A 22,390-nucleotide genomic window follows, 5' to 3' on the forward strand; every position below is an offset into this window, starting at 1 on the left:
TTGTTGCCTGCCATCGGCCTCCCCGGCGGTCAGCTGCGCGGTGGCAACTGCGGGGTGATCAGTTCCAGCGTGCGTTCCAGCGCGCCACGCCCGTTGGCGACCAGCGCGCGCCCGGCCTCGATCATGCGCTCACGCTCGGCGTCGTTCTCCAGCAACTGCTCCACCGTCGCCCCCACCGCCTGCGCATCGGCGCAGATGCGCAGCGCGCCGGCCTCATCCATGCGTCGGGAGATCTCGGCGAAATTGTGCAGATGCGGCCCGGTGATCGCCGCCACGCCCATCGCCGCCGGCTCCAGCAGGTTGTGGCCGCCGATGGGCTGCAGGCTGCCGCCGACGAAGGCGACCCGCGCGCACGCATAGAACGCCATCAGTTCACCGAGTGTATTGAGCACGAACACCTGCGTGCCGGGTTCCGGCCACTGCTGTGCCTTGCGCGTGGCCACGCGCCAGCCCTGTTCGCGTGCCACCGCTTCCACCTTCGCGAACCGCTCCGGATGCCGTGGCGCCCACAGCAGCAGGGCATCGGGGTGCCGCTCCAGCAGGCGCCTGTGGATATCCACCACGGCCTGCTCTTCGCCCTCATGGGTGCTGGCGGCGATCCACACCGGTCGCGTGTCCGGCACATGCTGGTGGAAGCCTTCCAGCACGGCGGTGGGATCGGGCGGATGGATCTCGAACTTCAGGTTGCCCAGCGCGCGCACCTGTTCCGGCCGCGCGCCCAGCGCGATGAAACGTGCCGCGTCATCGGCGGACTGCGCCGCCACGCAGGTGACCGTGCGCAGGGCCCGCGATACCAGCGCCTTGAGCACGCGGTAGCCCTTCAAAGAACGTGCCGACAAGCGCGCGTTGAGGATGTACACCGGAATGCCGCGGTCCCGGCACCCGAACAGCATGTTGGGCCACAACTCGGTTTCCAGGATCAGCGCCAGGCTCGGGCGGAAGTGCGCCAGGAAGCGGTTCACGCTGCCCGGCACGTCGTACGGCAGGTAGACATGGTCCACCGCGTCCCCCCACAGCGCACGCACGCGTTGCGACCCGGTGGGGGTGATGGTGGTGATGATCCAGCGGATGTCCGGACGCAGTTCGCGCAGCGCATTGACCACCGGCGCAGCGGCGTTGACCTCGCCCACCGACACCGCATGCAGCCATACCCGCGGTTGCCCGCCGCTTTCCGGGTACGACGCATACCGCTCGTCCCAGCGCTTGAAGTACTCGCGCACGCGGAAGCCGCGCCACACCAAGTGGTAGACGGTGATCGGCAGCAACAGGTAAAGCACGGCCGAATACAGGCCACGCAGCAGAAGTTCGACAGGATCCCTACGCATCGGCGAAGGATACGGGAGAACGATGGAAACCAGTGAGGACGCCACGACGATCCGGCTGCAGGCCGATGCCGCAGCCGGCGGCGCGGTCCTGCCGGAACCCACGCCGGCCTGGCATCCGGCGCAGCGAGGATTGCCGGAGATGGCGTTGCCGCCTCCGCTCGCCCTGCCTTTCCCCCGGTGACTTAGAATTGCCCCATGTCCGATTCACCCACCACTGCCACCCGGCCCTCGTTGCTGCAACCCCGGCACTGGCCGACGTTCGCCTGGCTGGGCATCGCGATGCTCGCGGCACGGCTGCCCTGGACCCTGCAACGCGCACTGGGGCGTGGCCTGGGCTGGCTGGCGCTGCATCTGGCCGGCAGCCGCCGGCGCGCGGCCGAGGTCAACCTCAGGCTGTGCTTCCCGGAGCAGGATGACGCCTGGCGCCAGCGCCTGCTGCGCGACAGCTTCGATGCACTCGGCGTGGGCGTGTTCGAGTTCGCCCGTGCCTGGTGGGGCAGCATCGACCGCATCCGCCCGCAGGTGGAGATCGAGGGCCTGGAGCACCTGCATGCCCTGCAGGCCGAGGGCCGCGGTGTGCTGCTGGTCTCCGGCCACTTCATGACCCTGGAGATGTGCGGCCGGCTGTTGTGCGACCACGTACCACTGGCCGGCATGTACCGCCGCTACCGCAACCCGGTGATGGAGTGGGCGGTCAAGAGCGGCCGGCTGCGCTATGCCTGCGCGATGTATGCCAACGAGGACATCCGCGCCACCGTTCGCCACCTCAAGAAGGGCGGCTTCCTGTGGTATGCGCCGGACCAGGACATGCGCGGCAAGGATTCGGTGTTCGTGCCGTTCTTCGGCATGCCGGCCTCGACCATCACCGCGACCCATCAGTTCGCGCGCATGACCGGCTGTGCGGTGGTGCCCTACTTCCATCGTCGCGTCGGCAGCCACTACGTGCTGAAGATCGCCCCGCCGTTGCCGGACTTCCCCACCGATGACGCCGTGGCCGACACCGCCAAGGTCAATGCCGCCATCGAGGACATGGTCCGCGAAGCGCCGGCGCAGTACCTGTGGATCCACCGCCGCTTCAAGCGCCAGCCCGAAGGCCTGAGCAACTTCTACGCGCGCAAGGACTGAGCCCGCGTCGGCGCCTGGCACCCGCGCCGTGGTACATCCCCGGTCACCTGGCCGTGCGCCACCCGCTCCGGCGGCGCGCCAGCCTCACTCCTGTTCGTCGGCCAGCAGTGCGCCGGCATACATGGCCGCCAGCACCACCAGCACGCCTCCCCAGAACGTGGAATAGAACGCCAGGTGCGTGTTGAGCGGGAACACTGTGGTCGCCAAGGCCAACGCCGCCGGCCGGGCCTGGTCGCGGGCCAGCGGGGAGGCATAGATCCAGGCACGGATGGCCATCGCCGCGCCGGCCATCCACAGCAGCAGGCCGAGAACACCGGTTTCGGCCAGGATCTCCAGCACGATCTGGTGCGCATGCAGGGCCGGGCTGTCGCCCCAGGCCGCGGTGCTCTGCGGTGACGGATCACACTGCGGGTAGGCCCGCCTGAAATCACGCACGCCCACGCCGTTGAGCGGGTGCTCGCGCACCATGCACAGCGCCGCTCCCCAGATCTGGCTGCGCCCGGACAAGGCCTGGTCCATGCCGCTGGCATCACCGCTCAAGGCCATCTGCGTGCGGGCAAAGCGCTCGCGTACCTGCGACGACCCCAGGCCCAGCGCCACGGTACCGGCCACGCCGGCGAGCACCACCAGTGCCATCCGCTTCGCGCCCAGCAGGCGTCCGCCGGAGAACAGCACGACCAGCGCATAACTGATCCAGGAGGCACGCGAACCGGCCAGCACCAGCACCACGCCGACCCATGCGGCAGCCAGCAACCAGCCCCAGCGCCCCATGCGCTGGCCCACGAAGAACAGCAGGAACGGCGACACCGCCGCCAACACCTGCCCAAACTTCAGGTTGCACGGGCCGAACACGCCCGGCAGGCGATCTGCCGCGGCGATCTCCTGTGCGGTGCACAGGCCATGTCCACTGATCAGCCACTTGAGCTGGTCCATCGACCAGAACAATGCGCTGGTGCCGAATACGGCCTGCACCAACGCATCCAGCGTCCACGCCGCGGTCACCAGCGCCAGGCCGGTGAAGGTGATCCGTCGCCGTTGCGGCGTGGCCACGGCAATGGCGACCAGCCACATGAACGGCAGGTAGCGCAGCGCGGCGGCCACCTTGCCCCAGGTCCTGCCCGGATCGGCCGCATCGAACGCGGACACCGCCTGGGGCAGCCAGTAGGCCAGGAACAACACGCCGGTCAGCGCCCATGCCGGGATGCTCAGCAACGGCCGGATGCCGCCACGCAGATGCAACTGCACCAACCGCACCGCGGTGAACAAGGCCCCCAGCACCAGCACCGCTTCGGCAATCCCGGGCGCCGGCCAGCAAGCGACGAAGGCAATCACCCATGCCGGTGCCCAACGGGCACTGGCACCTGCACCATCAGCGCGTGAGTTCGGCATAGACATCCAGGGTGGCACGCTGCATGGCCTGCAGGGTAAAGGGAATCCGGCCGGGCAATGCCGGCGGTTGCCGCAGCATCTGCAATGCCTGTTGCAGCAGGCCTGCATCGTCACCCAGCGCCACCGCCCCCTCGGGCTGCAGTTGCGCCAGCAGTTCACCGACGCCGCCGTGGGCCCAACCCAGTACCGGTCGACCGACCGACAGCGCCTCAAGCACCGTGCGACCAAACGCTTCCGGCTTGTCGGACAACTGCAGGACCAGGTCACTGGCCGCATAGGCCTGTGACATGCGGTCGGTGGCCTCGCTGAAGACCACCTGCCCGGCCACGCCCAGTCGTTCCGCAAGCTGTTCCAGTTCCTGCAGGTAGCTTTCCCGGCCAGGCGCGCGTGCCCCCGGCATCCACAGCAGCGCCTGCACCTGTTGCTGCTTCAGCGCCGCCAGCAGCCCGATGGCGTGCGCATGCCCTTTCAGCCGGGTGCCACGCCCCGGCAGCAGCAGCAAGGGCGCATCGCCGGCCAGCGCCGCGTGCTGGCGTGCCACCTCCAGGCGCGGACGCCGGTCGGCGCGTGGCGTACGCGGGAACTGGCTGGCGTCGATGCCACGCGGTATCACGCGCAGCTTGCCCGGGTCAGTGGCCGGGTAATGCTGCAACAGGTAGGCACGCACGGTCTGCGATACGCAGATCACGCGTTCACCGCTGGCCATGATGCCGCTGTAACGGCCCGGTGAATTCAGGCCGTGCATGGTGGTCACCCAATGCGGCCGCTGGGGCGGCTTGATGCCACGCAAGGCATACCCGCCCAGCCATGCCGGCAGGCGCGACCGCGCATGCACGATGTCCGCGCCGGTTTCCACGAACAGGCGGCGCAGGCTGGCCACGTGCCGCAGGGTCAACAGCGACTTGCGGCCGATATCCAGTGTCAGGTGTTCGGCACCGCTGTCCAGCAGCGGCTGCACCAGCCGGCCGCCGGCTGATACCACGATGGCGCGATGGCCCGCCGCGACCAGCGCGCGGGCGATCTCAAGGGTCGAGCGCTCGACGCCACCGGCGTGCAGCGCCGGCAGCAACTGCACCACGGTCAGGCGGCGCATCGTCCGATTCAGTCAACCAGCACGAAGACCGAGCCGCAGTACGGGCAGGCGGCTTCGCCGTTGGGTTCCTTGTCGATCGGCAGGTAGACGCGCGGGTGCGAGTTCCACAGCGCCATCTCCGGCGTCGGGCAGCTCAACGGCAGGTCGGCGCGGTGCACGGTGTAGCGCTTCTCGGAGTTGGCGGGTGCGGTGGCGGTATGGCTCATGGCGTCGTTCAGCGAAATCAGGGACCGGCCAATTCTACCAGTGCCACCCCGGTGCCGGACCGCCCGCCGGCGTCTCCTCCGCGCCGCCGTCACCGGCCGTGGCCACCTGCGGTGGTTCCCGGCTCAGCCGGCCGGCCTCCAGGCGCAGCACCCGATCGACGCCGACGACCGCCCCGGGCCGATGCGCGACGACCAGCCGGGTCAGACGCAGCCGGCACACGGCCGCGTTGACCTGCTGCTCACCGCACGGATCCAGATGGCTGGTGGCCTCGTCCAGGAACAGCAACCGGGGCTGCCGGTACAGGGCGCGCGCGAGCAGGATCCGTTGCTGCTGGCCCGCGGACAGGGCGTTGCCCCGATCGCCGACCTGCCCGTGGTAGCCCGTTGGCCGGGCGATGATCTCCGCATGCACGGCGGCCAGGCTGGCCGCGACCTCGATCCGCGCCGGGTCCGCGTCCGGGTCGAAGAAGCTGATGTTGTCGGCGATGCTGCCACTGAACAGCTGATCCCCCTGCATCATCGCCCCAATGATGCGGCGCAGCTCGTGCCGTCCCAGCGCCTGCAGCGCATGGCCCCCGATGCGGATGCTGCCGCGGGTCGGCGTCAACACACCCAACATCAGTTTCACCAGCGTGGTCTTGCCGCAGCCCGACGCACCGGTGATCGCCACCGACTCCCCGGCAGCGATGCTGAAACTGCATCCCTCCAGTACCCACGGCGCGTCATCGGCATAGCGGAAGCACAGGTCCTCCACTTCGATCCGGCTGTCTTCGGGCACCGCCACAGGCCCGGGCAGGTCCGGCTCCGGCATGGCCGACACGACCCCTGCCAGGCGTTCACGGTGAAACCGGAGCACGCGCAGCGCCAGCCATTGGTCGACCAGGGCACTCATCCGCGCCATGAACAACTCCCCGTAGGCCAGGACGGCGATCAGCATGCCGGCCGTCAAGGCATCGTCCAGCACCCGCGCGGCCGCGATCCAGATCGAAGCGATGCGTGCCAGACCGAACAGCAGCTGGCGCGTGCCACGAAAGGCCACGTCGAAATGGGCGAGCCGCGCCTCGTACTGGGCCGCCTCCCAGCGCAGCAGGTCATGACCGTCGCGCCTGCGCGATTCCGCGCCTGCCACCTTCACGCCCTGCATGCCCTGCAGCGTCTCCAGCAGGTACGCCTGCTGGCGTGCATCCGCCGCCCACTGCCGCTCGCGCTGCATGTGCTGTGACTTCGCAGCCGACAGGCGCACGACCGCATACAGCACCACCGCCAGCACGGCCACGCCTGCCAGTCCGGGGCTGTACAGCAGCATCAAGCCAAGCAACGGCACCACCAGCAGACCATCGAGAAGCCCTTCGAGCGCGCCGCTGGCCGCGGTCCGCTGGATCTGGCGCAGCGAGGCCAACCGCGCGACGACGCCGGCCGGGCCGTGTCGCTCGAAGAAGGCCAGCGGCAGCCTCGACAGGTGCGCAAGCACATTGCCGCTCCACTGCTCGCCCAGCCGCGCGCACAGGCGAACCACGGCCACGCGGCGCACCGCGTCGATGCCCACCTGCAGCACCAGGGCCAGGCCAAAGCCGAGCGCCAACACCGCGAGCAGGTCGCGGTCGGCCGCGACCAGCACCTGGTCCACCACCCATTGCATCAGCAGTGGCGCCAACAGCACGAACACCTGCAGCGCCAGCGACAACACCAGCACCTGCGCGAGCACCGTTCGCAGGCCGGGGACCGCTCCGGCCAGGCGGCGCAGGCTGATCAAGGCCCCTGTTTCAGGGGACGCCAACATCGCCATCGGTTCCAATACCAGCGCCGCGCCACCGAAGCAGCCGGAGAGTTCGGACCGCGACATCCGGCGCGTCCCCGCGACCGGGTCCAGCACCGTGGCACGATTGCCCCGCAACTGCTGCAGGACCACGAAATGACCCCGCTCCCCCTGCAGGATGCAGGGAAGGTCCACGCTGGCCAGTGCGGCGCTAGGCTGCCGTGGCCGTGCATGGAAGCCCAGTTGCCGGCTGGCGTCGACCAGCCCAGCGAGCGTCGCGCCGTTCGCGCACCCGGGGAAACGTCGCCGCAGCTCCGGCAGTCCGACCGGGCGCCCATGGGCCTTGGCCACCATGGCAAGGGAAGCGAGGCCGCTGTCGGCAGCCTCGGATTGGACAATGCTGTTCATCCGTGGCCGTCCCTGGCCGCTCCTTCGTCGTTATTTGAAATCGCCGGCAACGAACACGCTCAGCTGGCCGGGATCCAGGTGCTTGCGGATGGCGGCATTGACCTGCTCGACCGTCAACGCGCGATAGGCCGCATCCCGGTCGATCTCGAACTGCATGGCACGCGCGTAGTACAGGTGGTCGGTGAGCAGGTTGGCCACCGCGCCATCGCTGGCACGCGACTGCTCGCGCACCACCAGCCGCGCATTGACCGCATCACGCAGTTCCTGTTCGGTGACCCCATCGGCCACGAGCCGGGCCAGTTCCTCGCGCACCGCCCGCTCGACCTTGTCCATGTTCTCCGGCGCCGCAATTGCCTGCACGGCGATGCTGCCCGCATCGTCACGTCCTTCCCGGCTTTCGTCGGCATGCAGCGCGGCACCCACGCTGTAGCTGAGGCCTTCCTTCTGGCGGATGCGGTCGGCCAGTCGCGCCTTCAGCGGATCGCCGCCAAGGATGTTGACGGCGATGTTGAGCGCGGCGAAGTCCGCATCGGCCAGGTTGATCGACAGGTTCTGTCGTGCCAGCAATACCGCATTGGGCTTGTCCGGCGTGGCCAGGCGTTGCTGCATCGCCGCGCGCGGCTGGTAGTGGGTGCTGATCGGCACATAGGCGCGTGGTGCCTTCCAGTCCACGAACAGGGATTGCAGTTGCGCCTTCACCGCCTCGGCGTCGAAGTCACCGACGATGGCGATCTCGCCCACGCTGGTGCCGTAGAAGTCGCGGTGATAGGCGGCCAGTTCCTGCAGCTTCACCGCATTGAGCCGCTCCAGCGCGGTGTCCAGCGTTTCCACATGCAGCGGATGGCCTTCCGGCCAGGGGTCGAAGTAGCGGGCCAACGCCAGCGATGCCACCGCACCGGGTTCCCTGCGCTGGGCTTCGGTCGCGGTGACGGCCTGCAGGCGAAGCTGTTCGAACGGGTCTTCCGGCAGCGCCGGGTTGCGCAGCACGTCCGCGGCCAGGGCCAGCGCCTCTGCCAGCGTGTCGCGCCGGCCCGACAGGCGGATCTGCGCACTCTGCATGCCCCCGCTCACCTGTGCCTGGGTCGCCAGCGCATCGAAACGCGCCGCGATCTGGCCCCGGTCCATGTGCGTGCTGCCCATCATCAGCATCGAGCCCAGCAGGCTGCCCGCCATGCCGCGGCCGGTCATGCCTTTCTCGTCACCGAAGCGGAACGTCGCATCCACCGTCACTGTCTGCCCGCGGTTCTTCTTGGGCAGCAGCGAAACCTTGAGCCCCTCGCCCAGGGTGAAGGTCTCGGTGCGTGCCTGGATGTTCTGCGGCGTGGCTTCGAACGCCTCCCCGGCGGCGACCGCTTCACGCCCCACGTAGCCATCGACCAGGCTGGCCACCGCCGGTGCCGGTGGAATCCCGGCGCGATCGACGGTGGTCGTCGGCACGAACCGGCCCAGGGTGCGATTGCTGGGCTTGAGGTAAGCGGCCGCGACGCGGTTGACGTCGGCGGCGCTGACCTTGGCGATCGCATCGCGCTGCACGAACAGCAGCCGCCAGTCACCGGCCGCCTGGTACTCGGAAAGCGCCATCGCCACTGCGTTGACGTCGCTGGTCAGCTTCTCCAGCCCGTTGGCGATGCGTTGCCTGGCCGCGGCCACCTCCTCCTCGCTCACCGGACGCGCGGCGACCTGCTCGGCCTGGCGCAGCAACTCGGCCTCGGCCTTGGCCGCGTCACCGGCCTTGGGCAGGACACCGATCAGGGTGAATAGGCCGGGATCGCGCAGGCTTTCCCCGCTGGCAGTGGCGAAGGCCGCCAACTTCGGCTCCATCAGCGCCTTGTACAGCCGCCCGTTCGGGTTGTCGCCCAACACGTTCGCCAGCACCGCCAACGGCGCGCTGTCGGCCTGCGCCAGCGCCGGCACGTGGTAGCTGGCCGCCACCAGCGCCAGGTCACCACTGCGGCGCACGGTGACCTCGCGCTCGCCATCCTGGGCAGGTTCCACCGTATGCAGCACCGGCAGCACGCGGGCGGGCCGCTTCAACGGGCCGAAGTGGGCGGCCACGCGCTGCAGTACCTGGCCCTCGTCGATGCGGCCGGCAACGATCAACAGCGCGTTGTCCGGCTGGTACCAGGCGCGGTAGAACGCCTGCAGGTTGTCGATCGGCACGTTCTCCACGTCCGAGCGTGCACCGATCGGCATGTTGCCGTAGTTGTGCCAGTCGAAGGCCACCGAGCGCATGCGCTTCATCAGCACGCCGACGGGGCTGTTGTCGCCAGCTTCCATCTCGTTGCGGACGACGGTCATCTCGCTGTCCAGGTCGGCCTTGGCCACCCTGGAGTTGACCATCCGGTCAGCCTCCATCGCCAGCACCCACTCCAGCGTTTCATCGCTGGCCGGGAACGAGGCGAAGTAGTTGGTGCGATCCAACGAGGTCGTGGCGTTCTTGCTGATGCCGCGCTTCTGCATCTGCCCGGGAATGTCGGGGTTGCGCGCGGTGCCCTTGAACAACAGGTGTTCGAGCAGGTGCGCCATCCCGGTTTCGCCGTAGTTCTCGTGCAGCGAGCCCACGCCGTACACCAGGTTGACCGTCACCGTCGGCTTGCTTGCGTCGGGGAACAGCAACACGCGCAGGCCATTGTGCAGCTGGTACTGGCAGATCCCCTCCACGCACGGCCCGGCCTCCACCGTCGCCGGCAAGGCCGGGGGCGCCGGCCTGGCCGTCGCAACGCCCACGCCCGCCAACGAGAGGGCCAGCGCCACTGCACAACGCGAAACTCCGATCATCCATTTCCCCTTGGGTTCATTCCTTCCATTCCTGTCCAGGCCCGATGGCGGGGGAAGCTCCCCGCGCCCGACCTTCCCTGCGCGATCCCGTCGTCGCGCGGCTTCCCTTGCCCATCCCTCTGTGGAGATACCGCATCGGATGCACGGGCATGTTTCCAGAAACATCCCGATGCGTACACCGTGCAGAGGCCAACGCCGCTCATCCTTCCCACCGTGCCGACATGCCAAGCAGGGGCTCGAACAGCCATTCGAACAGACGACGCCGCTCACCCATGATGTCCGCTTCCAGCGGCATGCCCGGGCGCAGCGGCTCGGGCTTCCCATAAGCCACGACGTGTTGCCGGGCCAGGCTGACGGTGATCCGGTAGGCGACCTCGCCGCCGCGGCCGGCCGCATCGTCGGGCAACGCGCTCAGGCTGATCCGTTCCACACGGCCGCGCTGGTGCCCGAACTTCTGGTAGGGAAACGCACGGTAGCGCAGCAGCACGTCATCGCCGGGCGCGATGAAGCCGATCACGCGACTGGGAACACGCAGCTCCGCTTCCAGCCGCCCGTCACCGGGCAACAGCACCAGCAGCGGCTGGTTGGCCCGCACCGCCTGGCCGGGCTTGACCAGGTGTATCCCCACCGTCCCGGCGACCGCAGCCTTCACCAGCAGTCCATCGGCGGCATCGGCCTGCAGGCGCTCCTGCTCCAGCCGCGCCTGCGCACGCGCATGCCCGGCGTCGTTGGCCCGTGCCTGCGCCGGCATCTCGTCCAGCTCCTGCTGCAGGCGCGCGATCAGCCGCCGTGCACCGCTGGCCTGTCGCTGCAGCGATCGCCACTGCGCGGTATGGTCCAGCAGCGCGGCTTCCTGCTGCTGCAGTTGCAGCTGCCCCACGTATCGCCCTTCCTCAAGCCGGTGCAGGCGCTGCAGCCTGTCGGCGGCGGTGCGGACCTGCTGCTGGCGGACCTGCACCTCGGCCTGCACCAGTTGCAGTTCGTCACGGGCGCGGCGCAGGCGTCGGATCAAGCCCTGCCGCTGCGCCTGCATGCGCCCGTGCCCGGCCAGGCGCTCCTCCTCCAGCCCGCGTTCGCGCTCGCTCAGGTGCGCATCGATGGCGCCCTGTGCATCACCGACGTCCACCGTCGCGCGTGACATGCTCACCAGCGCAAGGCTGCCGCCCGCGCGGACGCGCCCGCCTTCGGCCACGTTCAACCAGGCCACCACGCCGTCGGCCGGAGCGGTCACGGTCAGCATGCCCTGCACCGGGACCAGTTGGCCCTCGACGGTGGAGCGGCAGGTGTAGCTGGCCGAGCACAGGAAAACCAGCACGGCGATGGCCGCGATCATCGCCAGACCGGCGAGCCCGCCCAGGCGCAACGCCGGTGACGTCCCCGCGCTGGCCGGCATGCGGTCCGGCGGCACCTTCGACGTGACCTCCCGGCATGATGATTGCGGCATGGCTGGCCCCCCCGGAAAGCGAGGCGCGAATGTGTCGAAGCAGAGGCCTTCGTTCAAGGCCTCCGCAGGGTCATTTGCAATGGCACCAGACGCCCATTGCCCATGGCACCGGGGACCCGGGCCGGGCGTCAGCCGCGCTGACCCGAAAAGTCAGACTTTCTGACGAAAACCCACTTTTCCTTGTATTGTCTCAATTTCTCACACTTGTTCGCACATTGTATCCCGCTTGCGATATAGTCGCCGGGCACTCACGCAGCAACCTCATGGAGGAGAACCTGGATGCCCAACCAACTGGCTAATCGCATTCGCCGTGCCCGTCGCAGAAAGGGCATGACCCAGGCCGAGCTGGCCGCCCTTCTCAAGGTCAGCCGCAGCGCGGTGGGCAACTGGGAAAGCCCCACCGGGATCATGCCGTGCACTACCCGCATGATCACCATCGCCCTGGTCACCGATGTTTCCTTCGAATGGCTGGCCACCGGCCGTACCGGGCTCGAGGCCGTCCCGGCGAGCCCGCCTCCGGCCGGCATGGAGCTGGTCGACGACCCGCACGAACGCCGCCTGCTGGTGGGCTATCGCACCAGCCGCGCCGCCACCCGCAAGCTGGTCCTGCAGATCGTGGAAGGCCAGCGCGCCTCGCCGCTCTGACCGCCGGGGCCAGCCAGGCTGGCCCCACCTTCCCGCGGAAACGAAGAAAGCCGGCTTGCGCCGGCTTTCTTCGTTGCACCCGGACCCCGCCATCAACCGGCGCGATCGGCTTCCATCTGCTTGCGGATCTGCGCGTCCACGGCCGCGATCGCGGTCATGTTCAGCACGCGGCGCGAACTGGCGCTGCTGGTCAGGATGTGCACCGGCTTGGAGATGCCCATCAGGATCGGGCCGATCGCCACGCCGTTGGTGAACACGCGCACCAGGTTGTAGGCGATGTTGGCCGCTTCCAGGTTGGGCAGCACGAACAGGTTGGCACGGCCCTTGAGCGTGCTGTTGGGCAGCAGCTTCTCGCGCAGCGCCTCGTCCCAGGCGGTGTCGCCCTGCATCTCGCCGTCCACGTTCAGGCGCGGGTTGCGCTTGAGCAGCTGCTCGCGCACCTGGCGCATCTTCAGCGCGTCCTTGGAATCATGGCTGCCGAAGTTGGAGTGCGACAGCAGCGCGATCTTCGGCTCGATGCCGAACAGCTTCATGCGGTAGGCCGCCTGCAGCGTGGACTCGACGATCTGGTCGACGCTGGGGTCTTCCTGCACGTGGGTATCCACGAAGAAGAACACGCCCTGCGAGTTGATCACGCCGGTCATCGCCGAGGTCGAGCTGACCCGCTGTTCCAGCGGGATCACGCTGCGCACGTAGCCCAGCTTCTTGTGGAAGCGACCGACCAGGCCGGACAGCATCGCGTCGGCCTCGCCACGGGCCACCATCACCGCCGCGATCAGGGTCGGGCGCGAGCGCATCAGGTTCTTGGCGGCAGCCACGGTGACGCCCTTGCGGCCGGTCATCTCGTGGTAGTACTGCCAGTACTCGTTGAAGCGCGGGTCATCATTGATGTTGGTGATCTCCACGTCCACGCCCGGCTTCATGCGCAGACCCAGGCGCTCGATGCGCGATTCGATGACTTCCGGGCGGCCGATCAGGATCGGCGCGGCGACGCCTTCGTCGATCACGTTCTGCACCGCCTGCAGCACCACTTCTTCCTCGCCCTCGGCGTAGACCACGCGCTGCTTGTCCGAACGGGCACGGTCGTAGACCGGCTTCATGAACAGGCTGGTGCGGTAGACGAACTGGGCCAGCTTCTCGCGGTAGGCCGCCATGTCGGCGATCGGGCGCGTGGCCACGCCCGAATCCATCGCCGCCTGGGCCACCGCCGAAGACAGCTCGACCAGCAGGCGGCGATCGAACGGGCGCGGGATCACGTAGTCACGGCCGAAGCTGGGGGTGTCACCACCATAGGCGGCGCCCATGTCGGACGCTTCCTTGCGGGCCAGCGCGGCGATGGCGCGCACGCAGGCCACCTTCATTTCCTCGTTGATGCCGGTGGCGCCGACGTCCAGCGCGCCGCGGAACAGGTACGGGAAGCACAGCGCGTTGTTGACCTGGTTCGGGTAGTCCGAACGGCCGGTGCCCATGATCACGTCCGGGCGCACCGCCTTGGCGTCCTCCGGCAGGATCTCCGGGTACGGGTTGGCCAGCGCGAAGATGACCGGGTTCGGCGCCATGGTGGCGACCATTTCCGGCTTCAGGATGCCGCCGGCCGACAGGCCCAGGAAGATGTCCGCGCCGTCGACGATCTCGGCCAGCGTGCGCTTGTCGGTGTCGCGGGCGTAGCGCGCCTTTTCCGGGTCCAGGTCGGTGCGGCCGGTGTGGATCACGCCTTCGCGGTCGTAGGCCAGGATGTTCTCCGGCTTCAGGCCCAGCTGTACCAGCATGTTGACGCAGGAGATGCCGGCCGCGCCCATGCCGGTGGTGGCCAGCTTGACGTCCTCGATCTTCTTGCCGGTGATGCACATGGCGTTGAGCACGGCGGCGCCGACGATGATCGCGGTGCCGTGCTGGTCGTCGTGGAACACCGGGATGTTCATGCGCTCGCGCAGCTTGCGCTCGACGATGAAGCACTCCGGCGCCTTGATGTCTTCCAGGTTGATGCCGCCGAAGGTCGGCTCCAGCGAGGCGATGATGTCGACCAGCTTGTCCGGGTCGTTCTCGTCCACTTCGATGTCGAACACATCGATGCCGGCGAACTTCTGGAACAGCACGCCCTTGCCTTCCATCACCGGCTTGCCGGCCAGCGGGCCGATGTTGCCCAGGCCCAGCACCGCGGTGCCGTTGCTGATCACCGCGACCAGGTTGCCGCGTGCGGTCAGTTCGCTTGCCTGCGAGGGGTCGGCAACGATGGCTTCACAGGCATGCGCCACGCCCGGCGAGTAGGCCAATGACAGATCCCGCTGGGTCAGCATCGGCTTGGTCGCCACCACCTTGATCTTGCCCGGCGGGGACATGCGGTGGTAATCGAGGGCGGCCTGTTTGAAATCTTCGTTGGACATCGATCTGTTCGGCATGAATGGGCAGAAGGGACTCGGGATGATACCGCGTTGCGCTGTCTGGACCTGTCGCGCAGCTGTCACTGGTCATGCTGCAACCGCACAATCCGGAGGCGTCCGGTGGACATGATCTGAGCATTGCGGGTCGCTGCAATGACAACAGGTGGATCTGGAAAGCACACGCAGGGCCATACCCTGTCCCGGGCAGGCCCCGCGCCACGCGCTGGCAGGCTTGCTCAGCGCACAGCGACCTCGCCCACCGGTTCGGGCGTGGCGCCATCGAGCACCTGGGCAAGGCGTTCGCTGTCCAGTGCGCCCTCCCAGCGCGAGACCACCACGGTTGCGACGGCATTTCCGAGGAAATTGGTCAAGGAACGGCATTCGCTCATGAACCGGTCCACGCCCAGGATCAGCGCCATGCCGGCCACCGGCACCTCCGGCACCACGGCCAGGGTGGCCGCCAGAGTGATGAAGCCGGCGCCGGTCACGCCCGCCGCGCCCTTGGAACTGAGCATGGCGACCAGCAGCAGCATGATCTGGTGCCCCAGGGTCAGCTCGGTGTTGGTGGCCTGGGCGATGAACAGCGCGGCCAGGGTCATGTAGATGTTGGTGCCATCCAGGTTGAACGAGTAGCCGGTCGGCACCACCAGGCCCACCACCGACTTGCTGCAGCCGGCCCGCTCCATCTTCTCCATCAGCGAGGGCAGCGCCGATTCGGAGGAGGACGTGCCCAGCACCAGCAGCAGCTCGGCCTTGAGGTAACGGGCCAGCTTGATCACCGAGAAACCGCACATCCGGGCCACCGTGCCCAGGATGACCACCACGAACAGCAGCGCGGTCAGGTAGAACGAGCCCACCAGCCAGGCCAGGTTGACCAGCGAGCCGATGCCGTACTTGCCGATGGTGAAGGCAATCGCGCCGAACGCGCCGATCGGTGCGGCCTTCATCAGCAGGTGCACCAGCTTGAACACCGGCGCGGTCAGCGCTTCGAGCAGGTTGAGCACCGGGCGGCCCTTCTGCCCGACCATCGCCAGCGAGATGCCGAACAGCACCGCCACGAACAGCACCTGCAGGATGTTGTCGCCGACGAACGGGCTGAGCAGGGTCTTGGGGATGATGTCCATCGCGAAGCCGACCAGGGTCAGCTCATGCGACTTGGCCACGTAGTTGTTGACCTCGGTCTGGTCCAGGTCGGCCGGGTTGATGTTCATGCCGGCGCCGGGCTGCACCACGTGCGCCACCACCATGCCCACCACCAGCGCCAGGGTGGAGAAGAACAGGAAGTAGACCATCGCCTTGGCGAACACCCGGCCGACGCTGCGCAGGTGGGTCATGCCGGCGATGCCGGTGACGATGGTCAGGAAGATCACCGGCGCGATGATCATCTTCACCAGCTTGATGAAGGCATCGCCCAGCGGCTTGAGCTGCGCGCCCCAGGCCGGCTCGAAATGGCCGAGCAGCACGCCCAGGGTGATGGCGACCAGCACCTGGAAGTACAGCTGGCGGTACAGCGGGATGCGACCACCCGGGACCGCGACGACATCGGTGGAAACGTGCATGCGACACCTCGAAGGAGAACGGCTTCGAGCGGTGTTGTACGCGCGGGCGGCGGGCACGCCGATAACGCATTGGTACTAGCTAATCCATTGGTATTAGGCCGCTTTTCCCTACTGGCGACGTTCCGGCACCCGCCTCGACCGCACCCTGTGCACCAATCCCAATGGCCACGGGCACTTGCCGCACGTTCCCGCCCGACGCCCCCTGCCGGATGGACCAGCGGCCGCGCGTCAACGTCGCAGATTCCGCGCTGGAGAAACCCGCCGGTCTGCGTGACCATCCGCGCATGCCCTTCCTGCGCCGCCCACGACGACGTGTCCACACCTGGCTGCTGCTGGCCGGCCTGGCCGTGCTCGTCGCCCTGGTCAGCCTGGCGGTGATGCGCCACCTGGAGCGGCGCAGCCTGCAGGCCGACGCGGCGCAGGCGCGCGAACAGCTGCGCCTGAAGGCCGATGCGATGCAGGCATTGATCGAACGCTACGGCGTGTTGCCGGCGGTGCTGGCGCTGGACCCCGACATCCGCGCCGCATTGCTGCGACCGGACGCCCCGGCTGGCGTCTTCGATTCGCTCAACCACAAGCTGGAAGCGGTCAATGGCGCGGCCACCACCTCGACGCTGACCCTGCTCGATCGCAACGGGCTGGCCGTGGCCGCCAGCAACTGGCGCATCCCCGGGTCCAGCAACGTCGGCAACAACTACCGCTTCCGCCCCTATTTCCAGCGCGCCATGCAGGAAGGCAGCGGCACCTTCTACGCCGAGGGCGTGACCACCGCGGTGCCCGGCTACTTCCTGTCCGAGGCAGTCCGCGACGCCCAGGGCGTGCCAGTCGGGGTGGTCGTGGTCAAGGTGGTGCTGCGTCCGCTGGAAGCCAGCTGGGGCGAGATGCCCGAGACCGTGTTCGCCAACGACGGCAATGGCGTGATCTTCCTGTCCAGCCGCCCCACGTGGCGCTACCGGGTGCTGCACCAGCTCGACGCCGCGATCCGTGGCCGGCTGGCCAACACCCGCCAGTACGGGCCAGTACCGCGCGAGCAGTTGGAGTACCGCCTGATCGAGGACCTCGGCGACGGCGTGCGCCGGGTGCGCCTGCCCGACGCCGGCGACGTCATCTGGATCTCGCAGCCGCTGCCACGCCAGGGCTGGACCCTGAACCTGCTGCGCGCCAGCCACGACAGCCTGGCCACCGCGCGCACCCAGGCCGCGCTGATCGGCGCCGGCCTGCTCGCACTGGCACTGCTCGGCTTCGTGCTGTGGCAACGCCGCCGGCTTGCCCAGCTGCGCGAGCGCAGCCGCGTCGAGCTCGAACGCATGGTCAAGCACCACGCGCAGGAACTGCGCACCGCCCAGGATGGCCTGGTACAGGCCGCGCACGCCGCCGACTACGGCGAAAGCCAGAGCCTGCAGCACCTGCCGCAGGGCGTGTGCGTGGTGGACGCCCAGCTCAACCTGGTGGCGTGGAACCGCCGCTATGTCGAGCTGTTCCGCTTCCCGCCCGGCTTCATCCACGTCGGCCGGCCGATCGCCGATGTCTTCCTGTTCAACGCGCGCCGTGGCCTGCTCGGTCCCGGCCCCATCGACGAGGCCATCGAGCGCCGGCTCAACCACCTGCGCTCGGGCAAGCCGCACATGCATGAGCGCGAACGCAGCGATGGCAGCGTCATCGAGATCCGCGGAAACCCGCTGCCGGACGGCGGCTTCGTCACCAGCTACGCCGACATCACCGCCTACAAGAACGCTGCGCGCGACCTGCGCTCGCTCGCCGATGCACTGACCCAGCGCGTGGACGAGCGTACCCGTGACCTGGCCGGCGCCAAGCGCGAGGCCGAGGATGCCAACCGCTCCAAGACCCGTTTCGTCGCCGCGGCCGTGCACGACCTGCTGCAGCCACTCAACGCCGCGCGCATGTTCCTGTCGGCGCTGCGCGGACGCCTGCCCGACGAGGGCACGCGCCAGATCGCCGAACACATCGACAGTGCATTGACCGCGCAGGACGGCATCCTCAACAGCCTGCTGGATATCTCGCGGCTGGAATCCGGCGCGCTGGAAACCCGGATCCAGGACTTCGCGCTGGACCCGCTGCTGGATGCCCTGGCCAAGGAATTCGGCATCCTGGCCACCGCGCGCGGGCTGCGGCTGGACTACGTCCGCACCCACACGGTGGTGCGCTCGGACCGTGCCCTGCTGCGCCGCGTGCTGCAGAACTTCCTGTCCAACGCCATCCGCTACACCCCGCGCGGGCGCATCGTGCTGGGCTGCCGCCGCGAAGGTGAGCGCATCCGCATCGAGGTGCACGACAGCGGCCCGGGTATCGCCGAAGCCCGCCACCGGGAAATCTTCGAGGAATTCCACCGACTGGACGGCAACGACGCCGGCGAGCGCGGCACCGGGCTGGGCCTGGCCATCGTCGAGCGCATCGCACGCCTGCTCGACCACCCGATCCGGCTGCGTTCGGTGCTGGAGCACGGCAGCGTGTTCGCGGTGAGCGTGCCGCGCGGCGTGCCCGGGGCGGATGCCGTCACGACCACTGGCAATGCCAGCGATGAACCACGCGCCGATTCGCTGCTGGAAGGGTGCCGGGTGTGGTGCGTGGATGACGATGCGCTGGTCAGCCGCGCCACCCGCGTGCTGCTGGAGCGCTGGGGCTGCCAGGTACTGATGGCCGGCAATGCCGACGAGGCCCTGGCCCGCGCCGCGCCGGGCAACGCGCCGGACCTGCTGTTGCTGGACGTGCGCATGGGGCCGCTCAGCGGCCCGGCGCTGCTGCCGCTGCTGCAGCAGCGCTGGCAGCAGGCCCCGGCGGTGATCCTGTACACCGCCGAGCAGGACCCGGCGCTGCGTGCACTCGCCCGCGAGAACGGCTGGCACCTCCTGTCCAAGCAGGCGCGCACCTCGGCGCTGCGCGCCCTGCTGACCCACGCCTGCCAGCGCGCACGCTGAGTCGGTGCTCGTTGCTCAGGCGCCCGCGTCGGGCAGGCCGGGGTCGCCTTCCGGCTCCAGCGCCTTGACCAGCAACGCCGCCTGCGTGCGGCTGTTGCATTCGAGCTTCTTCAGGATCGCAGTGACATGCACCTTGACCGTGTTCTCGGCCAACCCCAGCTCGTAGGCGATCTGCTTGTTGAGCAGGCCATCGGCCACGCACACCAGCACCCGGAACTGCTGCGGGGTCAGCCGGGCCAGGCGCGCGGCCAGCAACGCATCGCGCTCGGAGCGCTCGGCCGCCAGCGGCGGGAAGCAGGTGTCGCCGGCCATCACCGCGGTGACCGCGTTGCGGATGGCCTCCACCGGCGCCGACTTGGGAATGAAGCCGACCGCACCGAACTGCTGCGCGCGCCGGATCACCCGCGGGTGGTCGTTGGAGGAAATGATGATGACCGGGATGTCCGGGCGCTCGCCGCGCAACCACACCAGCGAGGAGAAGCCGCGTGCCCCGGGCATGCTCAGGTCGAGCAGCACCAGGTCCACCTCCGGGTGCTCGTCCAGCGCCTGGGTCAGGGCCGAGGCGCTGGCCACCTCCAGCGTCTGCCCGACCGCCACGCCATCGCGCAGCGCATGCAGCACCGCCGCGCGGAACAGCGGGTGATCATCGGCGACGAGGACCTTGGCCAGGTTCATGCCGCCAGTGTGGCACGCACCCCGGCCGCTCGCCCTACTACCAATGCGTTATTGGCCGCCACGGCCAGGCTGCTATGGTCCGCCTCCCGACCCGGTATCCCCACAGGCACAGCCAGCCCATGCAACGCTCCCGCATCCCGTTGTTGTCCGCCCTGTTGCTGCCGGCCCTCGCACCGGCCGCGCATGCCAGTGATGATGTCAGCATCAAGTTCAGCGGCCGCCTGTACTACGACGTGGCGCGCTTCGACAACGATGACCGCGGCAGCCGCGAGCGTGACAACGATGACCTGCGTGCCGCGTGGCTGGCCGCCTCGGGCAGTTTCCACGGCGTCGACTACAAGTTCGAGGGCGACTTCGCCGGCCACCGCCCGGTGGCGCGCGATGTCTATCTGGCGCGCCGCTTCGGCACCACCACGGTGACGGTGGGCCAGTTCAAGCAGTTCTTCACCCTGGACGACCGCGCCAGCGCCAACCACATCCCGACGCTCGAGCGCAGCTACCTGGCGCAGACGCTGGCCCCGACCTACCGGCTCGGCGTGGGCGCAAACGGTTACCGGGACGGCCTGTTCTGGAGCGGCAGCGCCTACAGCCTGGAAAGCATCGACGCCTGGAAGGTGAAGGGCCGCGGCCTGGGCGGGCGCGCCGGCTACGTGCCGTGGAGCGAGCCTGGCCACGTCCTGCACCTGGCCGCCGCGGTCGCCCGCGAGGACTACGACAATCCCGGCCGCAGCGGCGCGGCGGCACTGCGCGTGCAGCCGCGCGTGGCCGGCTACTTCGGTGACAACAGCCGCCTGTTGCTGCTCGACTTCCGCAACGGCCGCGACGTGCAGGTCGACAAGTACGGGCTGGAGGCCGCCGGCGTTCACCAGGCCTGGTCCTGGCAGGCCGAGTATGGCGCCGCCCACTACGACGACGGCCAGCAGAAGGCCAGGGTCCGCTCCGGCTACGTGCAGGGCAGCTGGCTGTTGACCGGCGAACCACGCAGCTACGACGCCCGCACCGGTCGCTTCGTGCAGCTCAAGCCTGCCCGGGAGGGCGGCGCCTGGGAGCTGGTGGCACGCTATGACCACATCCAGGGCGAGCAATGGCCCCAGACCCGTCGCGACCAGGCTGCCGATGCCTGGACCGTGGGCGTGAACTGGTATGCGGTCAAGCACCTGCGGGTGATGGTGGACTGGACCGACACCCGCCGCCGTGATGAACTGGCCGCGCGTACCCTGGACCACACCGGCGTGCTCGCCGGGCGCGTGCAGCTCGACTTCTGAGCCACGGCCGTCGCCCGCACACTGCCGCAAAGAAAATAATTTTCACACAACCCTTCCTGTGATACACAATAGGCCGCCGCAAATCGGGCGCGCCAGCACGGGGAAAGGACGTTGTCCAAAGAAAATTACTTTCATTCCGAAGCACCCCTGGAAGGCAAGGGCCTGCCTGCCGGAGGTCCGTGGACACCGGCCGGCCTCGCTGCACGGGGCGCCTCGATCCTGGATGAGGACGTCAGCCTGCCCGTGGCGGTGCTGAGCGAACCGGCGCTGCGGCACAACCTGGAATGGATGCGCCGCTTCTGCCTGGCCTATGGCTGCCAGCTGGCGCCGCACGGCAAGACCACGATGAGCCCGGCCCTGTTCCGGATGCAGCTCGACGCCGGTGCGTGGGGCATCACCCTGGCCACCGCCGCGCAGACCGCCAGCGCCTACGCGCACGGCGTGCGCCGCGTGCTGATGGCCAACCAGCTGGTTGGTCGCGGCAACTTCGACCTGATCGCGCAGCTGCAGGCGCAGGACCCGGACTTCTGGTTTGCCTGCGTGGTCGATTCGGCCGACAACGTGGCCGCACTCGGCCGCTATTTCCGCCAACGCGGGCAGACCCTCAAGGTGTTGCTGGAAATCGGCATGGCCGGTGGCCGCACCGGCGTGCGCGACCCGGCCCAGGCGCAGGCGGTGCTGGACGAGATCCGCCGCTGGCCCGATGCGGTGGCGCTGGTCGGCGTGGAGGTCTACGAAGGCGTGGCCAAGGACGAGGCCGGCGTACGCGCCCTGCTGCAGCGCAGCCTGGCGCAGTGGCAGGCGATCGATGCCGACGCCGGCTTCGCGGCCAGCCCGGCCCTGCTCAGTGGCGCCGGCTCGGCCTGGTTCGACGTGGTGGCCGAGGAGTTCTCGGCGCTGTCCGGCCGCCCCGACGCGCAGGTGGTCCTGCGCCCGGGCTGCTACCTGAGCCATGACGTGGGCATCTACCAGCAGGCAATCACCCGCATCCAGGCCAGCAACCCGGTGGCGCGCGACATCGGCAGCAGCCTGCAGCCGGCGCTGCGGCTGTGGGCCTGCGTGCAGTCACGCCCCGAACCCACCCGCGCGATCATCGCGCTGGGCAAGCGCGATGCCGCCTTCGATGCCGGCTTCCCGGTCCCCGCCCTGCACCACCGCCCCGGCGACACCGCGCCCGGCGCCGCCGCCGTGCATTGGCGGATCAGCGCGATGATGGACCAGCACGCCTTCCTCGACGTGCAGGCCGACGACGACCTGCGCGTGGGCGACCTGCTCTGCTTCGACATCTCCCATCCGTGCCTGACCTTCGACAAGTGGCGCCACCTGCTGGTGGTCGATGACGCGCAGCGCGTCGTCGGCGCCGTTTCCACGCAGTTCTGAGTGCCGCCACGGGGGAGCTTGCCTG

16 protein-coding genes are annotated in these 22,390 nt (G+C 68.8%); 6 read left to right on the forward strand and 10 right to left on the reverse strand.

All coding sequences use genetic code 11. The annotated features are described in order from the left end of the window. Positions 1-29: 29 nt before the first annotated feature. Positions 30-1,325 (reverse strand): lipid IV(A) 3-deoxy-D-manno-octulosonic acid transferase, encoded by a 1,296-nt coding sequence (waaA, locus tag IB227_RS12025; RefSeq protein ID WP_132865552.1) that lies wholly within the window; start codon positions 1,323-1,325, stop codon positions 30-32. Between the two features lie 22 nt (positions 1,326-1,347). Between waaA and IB227_RS12030 the strand changes: the two genes are divergently transcribed. Together IB227_RS12030 and IB227_RS12035 are read left to right on the forward strand one after the other, a co-directional pair. Then, entirely contained in the window at positions 1,348-1,506 is a 159-nt protein-coding gene (locus tag IB227_RS12030) for a hypothetical protein (RefSeq protein WP_192287593.1), read from the forward strand. Positions 1,507-1,520: 14 nt separating this feature from the next. Beyond that, complete coding sequence (locus IB227_RS12035) at positions 1,521-2,450, forward strand: LpxL/LpxP family Kdo(2)-lipid IV(A) lauroyl/palmitoleoyl acyltransferase (protein WP_192287594.1); 930 nt, start codon at positions 1,521-1,523, stop codon at positions 2,448-2,450. Positions 2,451-2,534: 84 nt separating this feature from the next. Here the strand turns inward: IB227_RS12035 and IB227_RS12040 are convergent, their stop codons facing one another. From IB227_RS12040 to IB227_RS12065, 6 genes are all read right to left on the reverse strand, one after another. After that, on the reverse strand, positions 2,535-3,839 hold the full coding sequence (locus tag IB227_RS12040) for an O-antigen ligase (protein WP_192287595.1): 1,305 nt from the start codon (positions 3,837-3,839) through the stop codon (positions 2,535-2,537). Beyond that, positions 3,820-4,932, reverse strand: coding sequence for a glycosyltransferase (locus IB227_RS12045; protein WP_192287596.1), 1,113 nt, complete (start codon positions 4,930-4,932; stop codon positions 3,820-3,822). The genes IB227_RS12040 and IB227_RS12045 overlap by 20 nt, the downstream gene beginning before the upstream one ends. Positions 4,933-4,940: 8 nt before the next feature. Then, positions 4,941-5,138 carry a zinc-finger domain-containing protein gene (locus IB227_RS12050; RefSeq protein ID WP_132865556.1) on the reverse strand — a complete coding sequence of 66 codons (198 nt, stop codon included), beginning with the start codon at positions 5,136-5,138 and terminating at the stop codon, positions 4,941-4,943. Between the two features lie 34 nt (positions 5,139-5,172). Then, positions 5,173-7,302 (reverse strand): peptidase domain-containing ABC transporter, encoded by a 2,130-nt coding sequence (locus tag IB227_RS12055; protein ID WP_192287597.1) that lies wholly within the window; start codon positions 7,300-7,302, stop codon positions 5,173-5,175. A 30-nt stretch (positions 7,303-7,332) separates the two neighbouring features. After that, entirely contained in the window at positions 7,333-10,080 is a 2,748-nt protein-coding gene (locus IB227_RS12060) for a pitrilysin family protein (RefSeq protein WP_192287598.1), read from the reverse strand. A 199-nt stretch (positions 10,081-10,279) separates the two neighbouring features. Further along, complete coding sequence (locus IB227_RS12065) at positions 10,280-11,524, reverse strand: HlyD family efflux transporter periplasmic adaptor subunit (protein WP_192287599.1); 1,245 nt, start codon at positions 11,522-11,524, stop codon at positions 10,280-10,282. A gap of 279 nt (positions 11,525-11,803) precedes the next feature. Between IB227_RS12065 and IB227_RS12070 the strand changes: the two genes are divergently transcribed. Further along, a complete protein-coding gene (locus IB227_RS12070) occupies positions 11,804-12,169 on the forward strand; it encodes a helix-turn-helix domain-containing protein (protein WP_132865560.1) in 366 nt (121 codons plus the stop codon). Between the two features lie 92 nt (positions 12,170-12,261). Here IB227_RS12070 and IB227_RS12075 read toward each other — a convergent pair whose 3' ends face one another. Next, on the reverse strand, positions 12,262-14,553 hold the full coding sequence (locus IB227_RS12075) for an NADP-dependent malic enzyme (RefSeq protein ID WP_132865561.1): 2,292 nt from the start codon (positions 14,551-14,553) through the stop codon (positions 12,262-12,264). 233 nt (positions 14,554-14,786) lie between these two features. Then, a complete protein-coding gene (locus IB227_RS12080; RefSeq protein ID WP_192287600.1) occupies positions 14,787-16,109 on the reverse strand; it encodes a dicarboxylate/amino acid:cation symporter in 1,323 nt (440 codons plus the stop codon). 284 nt (positions 16,110-16,393) lie between these two features. Here IB227_RS12080 and IB227_RS12085 point away from each other — a divergent pair, with 284 nt between their 5' ends. Then, on the forward strand, positions 16,394-19,045 hold the full coding sequence (locus IB227_RS12085) for a PAS-domain containing protein (protein ID WP_192287929.1): 2,652 nt from the start codon (positions 16,394-16,396) through the stop codon (positions 19,043-19,045). A 15-nt stretch (positions 19,046-19,060) separates the two neighbouring features. Here IB227_RS12085 and IB227_RS12090 read toward each other — a convergent pair whose 3' ends face one another. Then, a complete protein-coding gene (locus IB227_RS12090) occupies positions 19,061-19,720 on the reverse strand; it encodes a response regulator transcription factor (protein WP_132865564.1) in 660 nt (219 codons plus the stop codon). 119 nt (positions 19,721-19,839) lie between these two features. Here IB227_RS12090 and IB227_RS12095 point away from each other — a divergent pair, with 119 nt between their 5' ends. Together IB227_RS12095 and IB227_RS12100 are read left to right on the forward strand one after the other, a co-directional pair. Next, on the forward strand, positions 19,840-20,985 hold the full coding sequence (locus IB227_RS12095) for a porin (RefSeq protein ID WP_192287601.1): 1,146 nt from the start codon (positions 19,840-19,842) through the stop codon (positions 20,983-20,985). A 111-nt stretch (positions 20,986-21,096) separates the two neighbouring features. Then, on the forward strand, positions 21,097-22,365 hold the full coding sequence (locus IB227_RS12100) for an amino acid deaminase (RefSeq protein ID WP_192287602.1): 1,269 nt from the start codon (positions 21,097-21,099) through the stop codon (positions 22,363-22,365). Positions 22,366-22,390 lie beyond the last annotated feature (25 nt).

Source organism: Stenotrophomonas sp. STM01, assembly GCF_014852135.1.
Classification (GTDB): Bacteria; Pseudomonadota; Gammaproteobacteria; order Xanthomonadales; family Xanthomonadaceae; genus Stenotrophomonas; species Stenotrophomonas capsici.